Source organism: Methylobacter sp. (assembly GCF_004322395.1).
Classification (GTDB): domain Bacteria; phylum Pseudomonadota; class Gammaproteobacteria; order Methylococcales; family Methylomonadaceae; genus Methylobacter_A.
In genome coordinates, this window is the sequence record NZ_SCTW01000154.1 from 15346 (window position 1) to 32527 (window position 17182).

Annotated in this window: 12 protein-coding genes; 10 read left to right on the forward strand and 2 right to left on the reverse strand. The window is 50.8% G+C overall.

All coding sequences use genetic code 11. The annotated features are described in order from the left end of the window. Positions 1 to 44 precede the first annotated feature (44 nt). The gene (gene arsC, locus EPO18_RS19840) at positions 45 to 392 is read right to left on the reverse strand and encodes an arsenate reductase (glutaredoxin) (protein ID WP_292436501.1); all 348 of its coding nucleotides are present in this window, start codon (positions 390 to 392) and stop codon (positions 45 to 47) included. 303 nt (positions 393 to 695) lie between these two features. Here arsC and EPO18_RS19845 point away from each other — a divergent pair, with 303 nt between their 5' ends. Together EPO18_RS19845 and EPO18_RS19850 are read left to right on the forward strand one after the other, a co-directional pair. Then, complete coding sequence (locus EPO18_RS19845) at positions 696 to 953, forward strand: type II toxin-antitoxin system Phd/YefM family antitoxin (protein WP_292436503.1); 258 nt, start codon at positions 696 to 698, stop codon at positions 951 to 953. Beyond that, positions 953 to 1381 (forward strand): type II toxin-antitoxin system VapC family toxin, encoded by a 429-nt coding sequence (locus EPO18_RS19850; protein ID WP_292436505.1) that lies wholly within the window; start codon positions 953 to 955, stop codon positions 1379 to 1381. Before EPO18_RS19845 ends, EPO18_RS19850 begins: the two co-directional genes overlap by 1 nt. 37 nt (positions 1382 to 1418) lie before the next feature. Here the strand turns inward: EPO18_RS19850 and EPO18_RS19855 are convergent, their stop codons facing one another. Then, on the reverse strand, positions 1419 to 1967 hold the full coding sequence (locus EPO18_RS19855) for an REP-associated tyrosine transposase (protein WP_292436508.1): 549 nt from the start codon (positions 1965 to 1967) through the stop codon (positions 1419 to 1421). A 256-nt stretch (positions 1968 to 2223) separates the two neighbouring features. Between EPO18_RS19855 and EPO18_RS19860 the strand changes: the two genes are divergently transcribed. The 8 genes from EPO18_RS19860 to EPO18_RS19895 all read left to right on the forward strand — a co-directional run bounded on the left by EPO18_RS19860 (position 2224) and on the right by EPO18_RS19895 (position 17180). Next, positions 2224 to 5688, forward strand: coding sequence for a TIR domain-containing protein (locus EPO18_RS19860; RefSeq protein WP_292436510.1), 3465 nt, complete (start codon positions 2224 to 2226; stop codon positions 5686 to 5688). 200 nt (positions 5689 to 5888) lie between these two features. Then, complete coding sequence (gene ubiA, locus EPO18_RS19865) at positions 5889 to 6758, forward strand: 4-hydroxybenzoate octaprenyltransferase (protein WP_292436512.1); 870 nt, start codon at positions 5889 to 5891, stop codon at positions 6756 to 6758. Positions 6759 to 6898: 140 nt separating this feature from the next. After that, positions 6899 to 7726: a YfaP family protein gene (locus EPO18_RS19870; protein WP_292436514.1), complete on the forward strand. Its 828-nt coding sequence runs from the start codon at positions 6899 to 6901 to the stop codon at positions 7724 to 7726. Positions 7727 to 7788: 62 nt separating this feature from the next. Next, positions 7789 to 9537: a DUF2138 family protein gene (locus EPO18_RS19875; RefSeq protein ID WP_292436517.1), complete on the forward strand. Its 1749-nt coding sequence runs from the start codon at positions 7789 to 7791 to the stop codon at positions 9535 to 9537. Continuing rightward, the gene (locus tag EPO18_RS19880) at positions 9534 to 10172 is read left to right on the forward strand and encodes a DUF1175 domain-containing protein (RefSeq protein ID WP_292436520.1); all 639 of its coding nucleotides are present in this window, start codon (positions 9534 to 9536) and stop codon (positions 10170 to 10172) included. Before EPO18_RS19875 ends, EPO18_RS19880 begins: the two co-directional genes overlap by 4 nt. A gap of 162 nt (positions 10173 to 10334) precedes the next feature. Then, the gene (locus EPO18_RS19885) at positions 10335 to 14882 is read left to right on the forward strand and encodes an alpha-2-macroglobulin family protein (RefSeq protein WP_292436522.1); all 4548 of its coding nucleotides are present in this window, start codon (positions 10335 to 10337) and stop codon (positions 14880 to 14882) included. Positions 14883 to 15079: 197 nt separating this feature from the next. Then, complete coding sequence (locus EPO18_RS19890) at positions 15080 to 15424, forward strand: GIY-YIG nuclease family protein (RefSeq protein ID WP_292436524.1); 345 nt, start codon at positions 15080 to 15082, stop codon at positions 15422 to 15424. Positions 15425 to 15503: 79 nt separating this feature from the next. Then, positions 15504 to 17180, forward strand: coding sequence for a DUF2300 domain-containing protein (locus tag EPO18_RS19895; RefSeq protein ID WP_292436526.1), 1677 nt, complete (start codon positions 15504 to 15506; stop codon positions 17178 to 17180). Positions 17181 to 17182: the final 2 nt, after the last annotated feature.

The window sequence follows — 17182 nt, forward strand, 5'->3', positions numbered from 1 at the left end:
GTGAGGGCTTTCTAAAAGCGTATCCTTTGGCTGTACGCAGTAGGTCATAAAATAGCACGCACATCTTCCGGCGGACGGCCAATCGCCGCTTTGCCGCCCGCGATAACAATAGGCCGCTCAATCAAAATAGGATTATTCACCATCGCTTGAAGCAGCGCTTGCCGATCCAGCGCTACGTCGTCTAAACCGTTGGCCTTATATTCGGCTTCTTTTTTACGCATTAACTCGCGCGGCTCCATATCCAATTTTTGCAGAATATCATCCAACTCCTGAACAGTGAGAGGCGTTTTAAGATACTCGATAACCTCCGGCTCGATGCCTTGCTCTTTTAACAACTGCAAGGTTTGACGCGATTTGCCGCAACGCGGATTGTGATAGATTTTTACGTTCATGGTTGACCTGCTTTTGAAATATAAAGTAACTGAAAATAGCACTTGGGCGACGACAGATTAAAAGCAACACAATGCGTCTAATCAGTGGCCCATAAAATCCGTATCTGCTGAGCCGTTACAAACAAAACCTTATGATAGCATTTTTAAAAAATTCACACTTTGCGGAGATTGGGAGCAAGGGTAAAAAATGGCAAGATACAGTAGCAAACGCCGCTCTGCTTTCTTGACTACAAATTATTTTAATTGCTATAAATAGATTTATGTAGCAACATGACTACAATATTTTTATGGCGAGGTTTTATTATGAGTATCACAACCGTTTCCAGCAGAGAATTTAATCAAGATGTCAGCAGGATAAAACGGGCTGCTGTTAATGGCCCTGTGTTTATCACTGACCGGGGTCAGCCGTCGCATGTTTTATTGACTATCGAAGACTATCAAAAAATCACCCAGCAAAAGGAAAGCATTGTCGAATTGCTTGCAATGCCCGATGCTGCCGACATTGACTTTGAACCGTCTCGCTTAAACAAAGAGCTTTATAGACCGGCGGATTTGTCATAATGGTCATGTATTTGCTTGATACAAATGTCGTTTCTGAATTGAGGAAAGCGAAATCGGATAAAGCGGATAAAAACGTAGTGTCGTGGGCTAATAGCGTTCCGGCAACAAGCCTGTTTTTATCGGTGATTAGCATTTTAGAGATCGAAACAGGCTTGCTTTTAGTCGAACGACGGGATCCGCAACAAGGCGCAGTGCTCCGTTCCTGGCTTAACGCCCATGTGTTACCGGCATTTTCCGAGCGCATTCTGGTCATCGATACCGCCGTCGCGCTCTGTTGCGCGAAGCTTCACGTTCCTGATCCTCGTTCGGATCGAGACGCCATTATTGCGGCTACCGCGTTGGTTCACGGTATGACGGTGGTTACTAGAAATACCAATGATTTTAAGCAGACGGGCGTTGAAATCTTGAATCCTTGGGAATACACGTGACAAATAAACCACAACGTAGGGCGTGCCATGCGCGCCTTTATTCGCCGAATTCGTAATTATCGTCTAAGGCAATATCTTTCCCCCAATTTTCAGCATACCACCCGTTACGCACCAGTCGGTGGAAACTCGAATACGGCCAATCCGCGACCTTGACCGCAAACCCATGCTTAACCGGGTTCCAGTGAATATAATCCATGTGCCGGTTGAAATCGTCCTCATCACGGATCAAATGATCCCAGTAGCGATGTTGCCAGAGCGTGCCTTGCTGTCTTTGGCGTAGCCGCGCGCTCTGCCATTCCGGACGATTCAAGCGTTCCCCGCAATTCTGCGTAACGGTTCGTTTAATCATGCTCCAGCGAGCGGAAAAATCCGCATCGCCCGGCGGTAAGCGCCAAATGCAATGTATATGATTGGGCAACAGCACCCAGGCAACAATGTCGAAATGCTTGCTTTGCCGGGTAAATTCAATCCCCTCTCGCAACGCCGCCCGGACATCGTCATCGGTCAGAAAGTGTTGATTGCGGAAAGTCTTCACCGTGAAAAAATATAATCCGCCCGGCACATAAACCCGTCGATAATGAGACATAACAACCTCGTAGGGCGCGCCGCGCGCGCCAAGATAGCAAAATATAGAAATATCCACATCACGAAAAGGCGCGCATGGCACGCCCTACGGAATCAACCTGCCAGCCATGAAACAGGTAGGGCGCGCCGTGCGCGCCGGAATATCGCGCAAATCCCAGTGTAGCTCAGCATAAAAGCTAGGACAAAACCTAGCGGCGAAAGTATCATGTCCGCCATTTTTATCAAAAAAGCCCGGACAACGGCTGGACAGGATGCACATGAGCACAGCTTTTTCTTTCGATATTTTCTTGAGCCACAATGTTAATGATAAACAACGAGTGCGAAGCTTGGCGGAACGCTTGCGGGCTGAGGGTTTCCGGGTTTGGTTTGATGAATGGGCGATTAAGCCGGGCGACGATATTTATCTGGCTGTCGAACATGGGCTTGAATCGGCGCGGGTGCTGGTTTTGTGTTTGTCGGAACACGCCTTGGCTTCGGATTGGGTGAGGATGGAGCGCAGCACGGTGTTGTTTCGCGACCCGTCCAACGTCGGGCGGCGGTTTATTCCGCTGCTGCTGGACGATTGCAAGTTGCCCGACAGTTTGCGGCGTTTCAAGTATGTGGATTTTCGGCAGGAGGTGGAGGGAGCATTTTTGGAGCTGGTGGAGGCTTGTCGTGTAGCCGACCAAGAAAGTCCGGCAATTACTGACATATCGCAGTCTTCAACAGTTCAGGGCCTACAAGCTGATAACAAAGACCAGCCACCGGTGGAACTTCTTGCAGTGTTAAAACGAAAGTTTAAGGCACACGCAAGCTGGATTTACAGTGTGGCAGTCAGCCCGAAGGGAGAGTGGCTGGCATCTTGCTCTAAAGATGAGACGGTGAAGTTATGGTCTATGAATGGAGGTGTATATCTGACAACGCTAAAAGGACATACGGAGGATGTAAACTGCGTAGACTTTACGACCGATGGTAACAGTATTGTTTCCTCATCAGATGATAAGACTATCCGTATTTGGGATCGGCCGACTGGGCGCATTAAGCATATTCTTAGCGGACATTCTGGTACTGTGGATCCCGTTGTTGCATTGACCGATGGTAAAAGGCTACTTTCCGGCGCAACAAATGATGATAAATCCATTAAGCTATGGAACATACAAACGGGTGCATGTCTAAAAACCATTAAAACCGAACAAACCATCTGGACCGCTGCTGCTAATGCCAGCGGTACACGCGCTGTTATCGGTGGTGATAGCGGCAAACTGACACTCTGGGATTTGGATGCCGCTGAATGTTTGGCAAGTTTGAAGGGTCATTCTGATATCGTGTATTCCGTGCAAATGACTGCCGACCAAATGTTTGCAGTTTCGGGGTCTGAAGATAAAACCGTCAAAATTTGGAGCTTGGCAACGGCTAGTTGCGTGGCGAGCTTGGAGGGGCATCAGAGTGCAGTTATGTCCGTCGCCCTCTCCCCAGATGACCGTATCATCGTCTCTACCGGATTAGAGGATAAGACGGTTCGGCTTTGGGATTTAAAGTCGGGTGATTGTTTACAGGTGATTAAATACAATAAAAATTTATTCCCCACTTCTGTCGCCTTTAGCCCCGATGGTTCACGTCTGGTGGTGGGTACATACCAAGGGCTAATTTACATTTATAGCCTCAACAAGCTAAAAGCAATTACCGTTGCCGAACCCGCTCGTCGCTACAGTAACGCCAAAGTGGTACTAATCGGCGAAAGCGGCGTAGGCAAAACCACGCTGGCGCATCGCTTGATCGCCGATGACTATGTTAAAACCGAATCCACGCACGGCATGAATGTCTGGCATTTGGATTTACCTGATGCCGAAAGTTCGGACCTGCCCAATGAAAACGAAGGCCCAGTTATTGAACGGGAGGCTTTGCTATGGGATTTGGCCGGTCAAGAAGATTACCGGCTGATACACCAGCTTTATCTGGAAGAAACCGCGCTGGCCTTGATGCTTGTTAATCCGCAAAAAGACGACCCGTTTGCCGAAGCGAGCGATTGGCTAAAAGCCTTGTCGATGTCTGTTTCTCGCAATGACCCTCAGCGCGAGGTGGCTAAACTGTTGATTGCCACGCGCTTGGATGTGGGCGGCATGAAGCTCAGTCGGCAAAAAATCGACCGTTTTTTACAAGAACACGGCTTTGCCGGTTTTTTGGAAACCAGCGCTAATCGTGGCGACAATTGTTCGGACAGTATGAACGGCGACCAGCCTTCCACATTGAAACAACTGATCGCCCAACATATTCCCTGGGATCAACTGCCGTGGACATCGACACCGCGTTTGTTGGCGGAACTTAAAAATGCGCTGGTAGCTTTGCGTGACGATGGGGATATTCGCTTGCTGCGTTTTGCCGAACTGGCTCAACGCTTGGAGCAAGCATTGCCGAATGAGGCTATCACCGAAGCGAATATGCGCACCGCCGTAACGTTGTTGGCGAATCACGGTTTGCTGCGTCCGCTAAAGTTCGGCGATTTGGTGCTGCTACGTCCTGAATTGTTGAACGGTTATGCTGCTGCGGTGATCCGGGCTGCGCGTTGCCATCGGGATGAAATCGGCTGTGTCAGCGAGGAGGCGGTTTTTAGCGACGAATTTGATTTTACCGGCGTGGAGCGTTTGCAGCATCGCCCGGATGAAGAGTTGTTGCTGCGCGCCCTGCTGCAAATGTTGCTGGACAGTTCGTTGTGTATGCGGGTATGTGAAGAAAACGGGCAATGGCTGTTGATTTTTCCGTCGCAATACCGGCGCGACCGCGACATTCCGAAGTACCCGGAAATTTTTGTTTCGTACACGTTCAGTGGCGAGTTGCAGACGATTTACACCACTCTGGTGGTGCGGCTGTGGTATAGCCGCAGTTTCGACCAAAAGGAATTGTGGCAGAATGCGGCGGAATTTACCACCAGCACCGGTAAAACTATCGGTGTGCTGTTTGAGAAATTGGGCGATGGAGCTGGAAAAATCAGCGTGTTTTTTGAAACCGGCGTACCTGATGAATTGAAGTTGATGTTTATCGAGTTTGTGCATCGTCATCTTGCCAAACGTGGTCGTGAGTTGCAGCGGCAGCGGCGTTATGTCTGCAACTGCGGTGAACCGGTGACCAATTTGGCCTTGGTGCAAGAGCGGCAAGCATTAGGCAAAAAATTTATTATCTGCCAGCGCTGTGATAAGCGGGTGCAGTTCATGGATCACATCGAAAAACGCTTGGCTTCCGATCCGGTGGCGCGAAAGGTGTTGCTTATGGAGCAAACGGAACGGCAACAGCGCGATACCCAATCGGAAGAGCAAGGCTTGATCGGGCATATGATGGCTGTTTGCGCCGATGCCAATGCGATTTTTCGTCCGGTGACAATGTTCGATTACGGCATCGATGGCGAAGTGGAATTTAAAGACCCGGAAACAGGCGCAGCCAGCGGCAGGAAGATTTATGTTCAGCTTAAAAGCGGCAACTCGTATTTGCGCAGCCGTAAACGCGACGGTAAGGAAATTTTTGACGTAACAAACGACCGGCATTTGCAATACTGGCAAAACCAGCCGGTGGATGTGTATCTAGTGATTCGCCAGCATGACGAAATGCGCGGCGAGGATGTGATTCGCTGGATGAATGTCAGCGCCTATCTTAAGCAACGGCAGGGTGCGCAAAGCAAGCAGTTGATTTTTTCAGGGGAAAAGCTGGATTTTGCGGCGGTGTGGAGGGTTAGGGACGGGTTGTTTGCGTAGGGCGTGCCGTGCGCGCCTTTCTGGCCCCTAAGGCGCGCACGGCACGCCCTACTCGTTCATAGCTATAAAAAGCTCAGTCTAAATACTGTTATAGCAGTGTTATCAATGTTCCCAAAAACTCGGCATCTGCTGAGTCGTTACCAACAAAAAGCTATAATAGCGTTTTTAACAAAACTCACGCTTTGGAATAGGCAATAACAATGATAGACGCAGCAATGGATCGAATTAAGGAATATTGGTTATTAGCACGATTCGATAAACCTATCGGCATCCTGATTTTATTGTGGCCTGCATTATGGGCGCTGTGGGTTGCCAGCGACGGCAAGCCCGATTTGCTGGTGTTGGCCGTTATTTGCCTGGGCGTGGTGTTGATGAGAGCCGCCGGTTGCGTGATTAACGATTACGCTGATCGCGACTTCGACCCGCATGTAGAGCGCACCAAACAGCGGCCTATCGCGGCCGGTAAGGTTAAGCCCAAGGAAGCATTGATCGTTTTTGTGGTGCTGTGTTTGTGCGCTTTCGGCCTGGTGTTATTGCTGAATATCTACACCATCATGCTGTCGTTCATCGCCGCATTTTTAGCAGCCAGTTATCCGTTTATGAAGCGCTACACCCAACTACCCCAAGCTTATTTGGGTATTGCTTTTGGTTGGGCCGTGCCGATGGCTTTTTCCGCTCAGATAAATAGCATCCCGCCGGTGGCATGGGTGATGTATTTGGCCGTTATATTATGGGCATTGGTTTATGACACCATGTATGCGATGGTCGATAAGGATGACGATTTAAAAATAGGCGTTAAATCGACGGCCATACTATTCGGCGCTTACGACCGCCAAATCATGGCCGGCTTACAGGTCATCATACTCGGCCTGTTGATTACGGTCGGGCAAATGGCGCAGACAAGCTGGCCTTACTATGGCGGTATTTTAGTCGCGGCAGGCTTATCGGTTTACCAGCAAAAATTGATTTTCCACCGGGAAAAAACGCTTTGTTTTAAAGCGTTTTTAAACAGCAATTGGTTCGGTTTGGCTGTATTTGCAGGGTTGGTTGTTGATTATTGGCTGAGATGAATAAATTGATCAATGAATGTCCTATTTGATTAGAGGGATTGCTGCGCCGATTTAGTATTGACACATTATATTTAAGGTAGCAGTATTGAATTTTATTCCCACTAATTTTTTAATGCCAAAGAGGCTGATAATAGATAGATATGGCGTTAGCAGAAGTGGGTGTTTCAGGCCTTATATTTATCAGGTCCATGTTGCTGCTGGTTGTAAGTCTGTGCAGTGTTGCAGATGAGAAACCGCCGTCGGTGGAATGGACCGCACCTGCCGGCGGCTGGATTTACGACGGCCTCACTAACAATTCCGATCAAGCAAGAGTAGCTTATCCGGTGCCGCCGATTGACCGCGGCGCGCAAAGCCATCGTATCGCCATCGAAGGCAAACTGAAAAACCTCAATGGCGTTCGGCAGCCGCATACACTGGTAGTTAATGGCAATCCGTTACCTTTATATACCGATGACGATGGCCTATTCGTGCGTCCTTACGCTTTCGGCTCAGGTTCCAACAGCGTTGCGCTGATGAGTTCGAGCGGTGAACGATTGCAGTCTGTGCAGTTTTATGATGCCAACGCTGAAAAAACGCCTGCGCGTATCCGCTTAATAATGGGCTGGGACGATCCTCAAGCTGAAGTCGATATACATGTTATTACCCCCGACGGGCAACATGCTTTTTTTGCAAATCCGGTGCTCAGCAATGGCGGCGGCCTTGATGTCGATGGCGTGGATGGCCCTGGTCCGGAAATATTTACTATGGCCGCGCCCGTGCACGGCACTTATCTGGTTTACGTGAATTACTGGGGAAATCTGACCGAGGATGGTTATAACTTCAATGCTCAGACTAATCGCAATGACATGATTACGACACAGATTACGCTGGTGCTGAACGAAAATACGATCAATGAAAAACGGGAAAATTTCATCGTGCCGTTGCGTACCATCGGTGAGCTACAGTTGGTGAAAACATTTCGTTACTAAAACATTTCGTTACTGATGATTCATGGAAGCAAATTTAGACATTAAAGCGGGAGATTATGCGGATGAATCCGACTGATAATAGTGACAAGAAGACAGGCCGGACATGGCTTAGTCCTCGTCTGGCGATGGTGATAAGCGTTTTGTTGGTTGCCGCCTTGGCAGCTACGATCGCCGAATGGAAATGGCAGTTAATAAGTCGGCATTTTTTCGCAACATCACAGGAAAGTCCAATTGTGCTCGAAAAGTTATCATTGGATCTTGAGCATCCCGATGCGTTGATTGAAAGCGAAGTGCTTGCTGATTTACCCAAGGATTTGCTCACCGTGCCTTTGCTGCATGATACGCTGACCGAAGACTTTGTGTTTTATTACCAGGCCAATGCCGACAGGTTAGGGCTGGCCGGAAGTTTGCGCAGGATTGTCTATGAGCACAAATTGACCGTGCAGGACTCCCTGATCGCCGATCTGTTGAGCCAGCCGGCCCAATTGGCGCTATGGCGCAGTGCTGACGGCAAGCTGACTTACAGTCTGCTGCGTATTAAAACCGGCTTGCTGGCACAAGCATCGCTGTCGATGGTGAATGTCATGCAGTCTATTGCCGAAGCGGCAGGTGAGGATAGGCAGCTGACAAAATCGGCAGACATGATGCTGAACGGGGAAAAAATACAGTTTTACAGTTTGCGCTACCTTCGCGGCAAGAACCTGCTGTTTGCGTATCACAATGGCTATTTGATAGCGCTATCGAATCCGGCCATGGCGATCGATTCTGAAAACGGCGAGGCTGAATTATCCGACTCGGCGCTTACCTTAATCGGCCATTTATTCAATGGCGATAATCTTTTTACCGATCATTTCGGCTTAACGCAAAGTTCCGTCAAACACCGGGTCAGCCTGCATGCCGATCATTTGATGATGGGTTATCAGGCATTTTTTCCGATGCTGGCAGGTTTGCGCTTTGAAATGGACAACACCGGTTGGCATAGTTTTCTGGCTGTGAATAATGGGACGACGAATAAAAACTTGAATGTCGATGCCTTGTGGCGCGCAATGCCTGCGGATGCAGGGATGTGCGTCGCATTGCCGCTGGAAACGGACAATATTGAAAATATTATCCGGAAAGTTGCATCGGATAAATCCGAGTTGGACGATATTGATTCGGTGCTGACCGGCGCTGCTGCGCTGTGCTGGTACGGTAGTTCAAGAATGCATACGCCGCTGATTGCGCTTGAGTTGGCTGCAAATGTTCAGCAGCCCGAAACGGACAATGAATTAGCCGGTTTGTTTACCGATATTATTGGCAGCTATGAAAAAAAGGTTGAGGGAGGGCGTTTTCCTGTCGATAGCCGGGATCTGGCAAGCGGAAAATTATGGCAACGTATTGTCGGCTCCAAATATGGTCTTTATAGCGCGGATCAGGCGGAGCCGCCACTGGATCTGGCATCCCAAAATTTCTTTCGTGTGAGTTTTGCTCGCCATGGCAGCACGCTGTTGTTTTCGCTGGACGATAAATTGTTGCAACACGCCCTGGATACCTTAGACAAGAATTACCCCGCATTATCCGAAAAAGTTCCTGCCGGTTCGACGATGCCGATATACCTGTCCCCTGGCAAGCTGGCGCCTTTGCTGGAACTTGAGTCGATGGACAGCCTTCCTGCGGATCAGGAAGCCATTTTCCGCAATGCCGCTGAAAAGAATCTGCTGCCCAAAATCCGTGCTTTGCAAGCTTATCCTGACTATTTGCTACTGCTGCCGCAAGGATTTCATGCGGATTCGGATTGGAAATGGCAGCCTCTTGAATGGAAGCCTTTGTGAAAAAATGGCTGATCGGTTTTTTTCTGCTGCCTCTCAGTTTTCAGGTTGCAGCGGATAATGTTGCCGATGTGCATTTGACTGCGCAACAGTCGCAGGTTTTTCGCAGTTGGTTCGTGCGTATTGTTGAGGAACAGTTGCGGCAGGGGCCTAGTCCTCGTTGGTATCAGCAGGATTGTGCGGGTTTGGTGCGTTTCGCGGCTAATGAAGCTTTAAAAATTCACGATACGAAATGGTTGCGCAGTAACGGCATCGGCCACGAGTTCCTGCCGCCGGAATTAACGTTGACCACCAACCAGCGCCAGTTGGCGCAGAAATGGAATGTCGGCAACGGTAAAACCGATGCCTATGCCGAAGCGATATTGTTGATTCAGCATAACAGCCGGTTTCTCGGCCGCGATGTCAATCAGGCCCGACCCGGAGATTTGCTTTTTTTCGATCAGGGCGATGATCAGCATTTGATGATTTGGATGGGGTATTTTATCGCCTATCACACCGGATCAAGCTCGCCGACCGATAACGGGCTTCGGGCAGTTGCTTTGAATCAGCTGATGCATTGGAAAGATACCCGGTGGATACCTGACGAACAAAATCCGAATTTTATTGGCGTTTATCGGCTGGAATTTTTAACCCGATAAACCTGAAAAACATAGTTTGTCCACGAAAAGCACGAAAAGCACGAAAAAATCATTACGTTGTATTGTTCTGTCATTTATCTTTCGTGTGATGTTTCACAACGTTGAATATTTTCGTGCTTTTCGTGGACGAATGATTTTTATAGAATAAATGTAGATAAGATCATGAATAATCCTTTGTTTTTTCGATGTGTGCTGATTTCATTGTTGCTGGTTATGGCTGCTGCCGTTTCGGCAGAGCCTAACGAATCGATTCCTGCCAGCGATTACATGTACAACCAGGCAGGCGGAAAATTTTTCCTGCTGGCGGACAGCAGCTTTGGTAGCGCCGAAGAGGCGCGGGTGCGTCTGGAAGCAACGGATCGCTCTAATCTGGAAAGCTATGGCGGTGTCGATATTCGCGTTTATCGCATCCGCAATCCGTTGGAATTTTTGAAACAACAAAAAAACCTGCATCGCATACAGCCGGAAGTTAATTACAAAGGCGAAGGTCTTGCCAACACCTTGGGATATTTATGGGATAACTGGTATCGAAAGTCGCGCCGTGCGATGCAACGGGTTTTTTCTTATCAAATGCGCAAGACCGTCACGACCGAAGCGCCGAGCTTGAAAATGGGCAAGTCTATAGGCAAGCCGACGGAATTCGAGCATCATCCTGAATTCGACCCCATTCCCGGCTTGCCGTTAGTCAGCCAATTCCGTTATCCGGTCGGTGAGGCTAAGACGATCCAGCCACCTGCCGGTGTGGCGCTTAGCGGCTCATCGAGCAATTTTATTGCGCCGTCCGAAGGTAATGTTTATATCCCGCTCGGCAAGCTGGAACCGGGCTTGTACCTGACCGAAGCCTTTGCCGGACAGTTTCGCGCCACGACGATGGTTTTTGTGTCGGACACGATTGCCGTTACCAAAATTTCCGGCAAGGAACTTTTGGTGTGGACGGCAGACAAGAATACCGGCGCAGCAGTCGCAGATACGCAAATCTACTGGACGGACGGCGTCGGCGTGCTAAATAGCGGCAAGAGTGACGATAACGGCCTTCTGCATCTGTCTCATGCCAGTTCCGAACGCAGTTATGTGCTGGGCGAGGATAACAACGGCGGCGTATTTGTGTCGGAAAATTTCTACTACGACAGCGAAATATATAACAGCAAGATGTATGCGTTCACGGATCGGCCGTTGTATCGCCCCGGCGATGCGGTTGATATTAAGATTGTCGGCAGGCATTTTAAGAGTGCTCGGGAATCGGAGTTGCCCAAAGCCGGGCCGATTGAGCTGACTATCGTCGATGCTGCCGGTGCATCCTTGCAAACGCTGAAACTGGATTTCGAACCCTTGCACGGTGCGGATACCCGCTTTTTATTGCCGCAAAACGCTGTTGCGGGAGGCTATGAAATCCGCTTCAGTTACGATAATCAACAATATTCCAGCGCTTTTCGGGTGGCCGAATATGTAAAACCTCATTTCGAGATTTCATTGAATTTGGACAAGACGGATTATCGGACCGGTGAGCCGGTGGAAGGGCAATTGCTGTTGCTTTATCCGGACGGCAAGCCGGTTAAGGGGGCGCATATCGACATCAGCCTGCGTGTGCAACAGTTGTCGATGGTCGACAGTGAGCTGCAATACCTGGGGCAGTTTCCGGTCAAGCTGCAAACGATGAACCTGGTGACTGACGATCATGGCGCGGCGCACATGACATTGCCTGCCGCCGAAAAGCCCAGCCGGTATCTGTTGACGATTTTTGCCAGCGACGGCGCGGCATTCAGGGTCAAAAACACCAGGGAAATCCTGATTGAGCGCGGTGCGATGCAATATCAGTTGAGCGCTCCGCAACGTTTTAGCGCTTTGGGTTCACCGGTTACGTTTTCTTATACCGGTCAGGCCGATGCAGCTAATAAGCCGGTGCGTTACGAGTGGGTGCGTCTTGAAGATCAAAGCCGCGGCTCCGCCGATTTGGCCGATTTAAGTGGGCAATTTACCGTGCAGTTTGACAAGCCCGGCACTTATAACCTGAACCTGAAGGATCAGGCAGGCCTGATTGTTGGCGGCACCAGTCATACCGTCAGCGGCCCTGACATGAAAGCGGCGGCAGGCAGTATTGAAATGATCATGGATAAATCGGAATATCAGGTCGGTGATACTGCGGTTGCTTTGCTGACTTTTCCCGAACCTGTGCAGGATGCGTTGCTGACTTTGGAACGCGACAATGTCCACTCCACCGCGTTGCTGTCCAAGGGCGGCGATTGGTTGAAAATCACGCGTCTTAATGACACGCAGTATCAGCTGTCTATTCCCGTGCAAGCCGATTTTTCGCCTAATATCACCGTGTCCGCGTTGTATACCTTGCACGGCGATTACAGCTTTCAAAATGCCGGTATCAAGGTGGTGATGCCGACCATAGCGGTCGAGATCAAAACCGATAAGGAGGTCTACAAACCCGGCGATACCGTCACCGTGGAGCTGCAAACCCGGTTTGCCGATCAGCCGGTATCGGCGCAACTGACGGTCAGCGTCGTCGATGAAATGATTTATGTGTTGCAGCCGGAAATTGCGCCGACTATCGATAATTTTTTCTATCATCCGCGACGGAACAATGTGCGCACCGCGGCGAGTTTGTCTTTTATCAGTTATGACGTGGCTATTCCGCATTCGGAGGCAACGGCGCAAAGCAACCGTAATGATAGAAACATTAAGCTGCTTGAGCGGCCGCGCCGGGAAGATGTCGATACGGCGGCCTGGAAACCTGATTTGACGACCGACAAGGACGGTAAGGCGCAGTTCACCTTTGTCGTGCCCGATTCCCTGACTCGCTGGCGCATTACCGCCAGGGCGATTAATGCGGAAGGCCATGTCGGTCAGCGCAAGGCTTATGTGCGTTCGGAGAAGGATCTGTACCTGAAATGGTCCGGGCCTACGCGTTTTCGTGCGGGCGATCATCCTGCACTCGGTTTGCTGGCGTTCAACCAGCAAAAGCAAAATATTACCGCAGACTGGTCCGTAGACCTTGAAGGGCAATCCCAAAGCAAGACAGTGGAGTTGCGTCCCGGCATTAATTATCTGGCCTTGCCTGACGATATTGTTTTTAAACCGGGGAAATTGGAAACCAGCCTGGAGCTGGCAGGGGAGGAACAGGATAGTCTCAGCGTTACCCTGAACACCAGTGCGGCAAACTGGCAGGATTTGCATACGCTAGTGCTGGACATCAATCAACGCAGTACCGCTCTGGCATTGCCCGATGATGCAACGGATATTGATTTGCGTATCAACGGCTCTGTCTCGGCTCTATTTTATTCGGCGTTGGACGATTTGCTGGACTACCCGTACGGTTGCGTCGAACAGACTGCCAGCCGCCTGCTGCCGTTGAGTCTTGCCTATCCGCAATTGCAGCAGGCGGCTCCGGGCATACGCGAACGTTTGCAATTAATGATGAAGAACAGCCGGTTGCGCCTAGTGCAGATGGCGGGACCTAATGCGGCGTTTACTTGGTGGGGCAACAGTTCCGGGGCCGACGCATTCCTGACCGGATACGCTTATTATGCGGACTGGTATGCCAGCCGTGCGTTGGGGTTGAATATGCCTCAGGAGCATTGGCAGCGGGTGCAGGATGTCTATGCGACTGAAGCTCAGCACACGCCGCTGCTGCAACGGGCGTTGATCATCGATTTTGCCGAGCATATGCAGTTGCCGGTAACGACATTACTGCAGGGTTTGATGGACGATCTGGCAAAAGCCGGCGACGGGGACTCATCGGTCACTATCACGGACGGCATGAGCGTTGTTATGGCCGCTCCGGAATCGCCGCTTGGGCTCGCTGCCGCTCGCGTCATTACAGCCAGACTGGCTGAAGCTAAAGGCGTTGCGCGGCCCGAGGCGTTTGCCACAGGTTTGCCGGCGGCACAGGCATTGCTGGATAGCAGCAGTCTGGTTTTTGCCGACGCAGTGAAATTGTATCGCCAGCCGTTGGATAGCGCGCGCAGCCGTGCGCTGTTTGCCCGCTTGTCGCCGGAGCAGGCGACGCTTGAGCGGGCTTTGGCGCTCACTTGGCTATATGAAACTGCTGCAAAAGCGGAATCGGATCAAGTTTATGTGCCGAAAGGCGAATGGCAACCGAGGCCGACCTCAATAGGTAACGCTCACTGGCAATGGCAGGGTGAGGCACCTCCCGCTGAATTGAACTTGACAGAAGACCCAAAACAACCGCTGCGTGCCGGTTTGAATTTTTCCAGCGCCAGCGCCCCTGTTGCGGGCAATGCGCCGGTTCAAATTATCCGCCATTTGCAACAGCTCGTGCCCGGCACTGAAAGCCTGCATTTCCAGGGGCAGGATGTAACTGACGGTAAAGTGTCCGGCGATGCGTTGTATCTGGATGAAATTGTGCTGAAGAGTTCTGCCGACAAGCCGTTGCGCTACGGTATTATCGAGGTACCGCTGCCGCCAGGAGCAGATGTCGAGCGCACCACCTGGGGCATACAGTTGACGCCTTCCGGTAGCCAACAGGCGGCTCCGTTGGAAAAGGCGCAGAATGAAACAGGACAACTGCTTTATGCCGTGCCTATCGACAGTTTGAGCGGCGAGTTGCATATTCGGCATTTGTTGCGTTTTTCGCAAAAAGGCCGGTTCAATTTACCGGCGGTGCGCTATCGGCATATGTATGATCCGGCAAAATCCGCGCTGGAGTCGCCGGTTGTTTATAGCACATTGCGGGTTGAGTAAATGGCGATGTTCGGAAAATAGAACACGGATGATACGAAACACCAGAGCTTTGCCATCTTTCTCCGTTCGTCCTGAGCCTGTCGAAGCCAGTCATGAGCTTGTCGAATGGGATGAATGGAGAAAGATGGCAAAGCCCCAGAGTGAAATCAGAGGATTCTCCGAGCAAAGTCGAGAGATTTACAAATAAAGGATAAAAAATGTTTTGGGCTTATATTCTTCGCTGTGCCGATGGTAGTTATTACACTGGACACACCGACAACCTTGAAATGCGCATCGGTCAACATCAGGCTGGGGAATGTGCTGGTTATACAGTAACATGCCGCCCACTAGAGCTTATCTGGTCACAAGATTACCCCACCCGAGAGGAAGCCTTATCAGCTGAGAGGCAAATCAAAGGCTGGTGCCGCAAAAAGAAAGAAGCCATGATGCGCGGCGACTGGGCAGAAGTGTCTCGTTTGGCCCAAAGTAAATCCGCCCATCCTTCGACAAGCTCAGGACGAACGGATTTACTTTTAAGCTCATCCCAGAAAAATCGAAGGTGAGCCTGTTGAAGAGCTTGGGTTTATATGCGCACTCTGTTTCATATAGAACTTAGGAATGCGTATTCATATAGAACCAAAAATGCGTAGTCCTAAAATGTTCTTTCATAGAAACTACCTAATCCTGTTCGCACTATTGCAGACGTTTGCAGTAGCGGCAAAGACTCCCGATGTTTTACAAGTGGCGCTACTGAACCGGGCCAGCAATGTTACGCAGTTTGCCCGGCTTACGGCAGACGGCCAAGCTGAGCGCCTGCCTTTGGAGCGCAGCTTGCAAACGCCGCTGGGCAGTACCTGGAAACTGTTCATGTATGCCTATGCCGTTGACCGAAAATTACCCGACCCCGGTTACACCTGTCAGGGGAATGACAAGGAAGAGGTCTATTGTTGCAGCCAGAAGGGCGAACGCATTGATCGAGATACGGCACTGGTGCGCTCTTGCGGGCTGTATTTTTCGCCGGCTCGCCTTGGAATAGACGCACAGACTTGGCGCCGGTATTGGCAATCGAAGACAATACCTGCCGGCCTGCTTGAACTATCGGCGGTCGCGCCTGCAACAACGGTGGATGTGCAAGCGTTGTTGCAGGCCTTGAAAGACCTGCCCGCTCAGCAACAGGCCAGAGCTGCATTGCTGGACGTATTGCTCGACTCGGATCTAATTACGAATCTCGGCGGCCGTTTGCGGGTGAAGACCTGGAGCTGGTATCGCAATGAGGATCCCAAGCAGCGTATTGGCGGCTTTGCTGGCTGGTTGAACGATGGTTCGCCGCTGTGGGCGGCCGGGCAGGGCAGCAGCGCCGATATTCTGTCCAAGTACAGCCACGCCCTTGATAGCTTCCTCCCGGTGACAACTGTTCAGCCAGGGCCGGACAACTGCGTGGAGGTCAACTTGTTTGCCCGTTATCCGATAAATGCCGTGTACGACTCGCATAAGCGGATTCCTGACTCAGGAATTCTGCATGGCGCATACACGCTTCGATTTGCCAACGGTAATACCATCGACATAAAAAGCGCTGGCGATATAATCCTGTCGCGTTTACAGGAAAAACCGCTGTTGCGGGCTAGGCTGTCGCGCGAGGAATATGTCGCCCGGGTACTGGATCGCGAAGCGGCGGCAGCGCCGTTACAGGCAGCCAGAGCCTTAGCGATTACCGCCCGGTCCTACCTGTTGCAGAATGCAGCGCACGATGGCGAATGCCTGCTGGTCGACGACAGCAGCGCTAACCAACGGGTAGCGCCGCGGCCTGCATCCGAGTCGGCCCGTGCGGTTGCGGTTTGGACCGCCGATGTTGTGATGGCCGGAGAAGCGGTTAATTATCATCTGGATACACCCGGCCCCAACAGGCTGGTTTGGCGCGATGCCGTTGCTCAGGCAAATAGCGGCATGCGTTTTGACGCGATTCTGCGGCAGGCATTTCCGCGCAATAGCCTGGCCAGTTGGCAAAGACCTGCCTCGGCTTGCGAAGTCCTGGCTGATGCTGAAAGCTGGTTGAAAAGCCGATTGCCGCGTTGGCGTGAGCTACTGGATCGTGAGCCCGGTTATGTTGAAACTACGCTGTTTTCAGTATGCCGCTTGCAAGCCGGTCATCCTCATGTCGACAAGAATAGCCGGCGTATTTTTGTCCGGAGCGTACTTAATCAGCAGGATCGCCTCGACATCACCCACGAATACCTGCATCTGGCGTTTGAAGCTTATCCCAGTGGTCAAGACGAAAACTATATTGAACATCTTGCCCGCCGTTTGTTAATGGAGTTGTAATC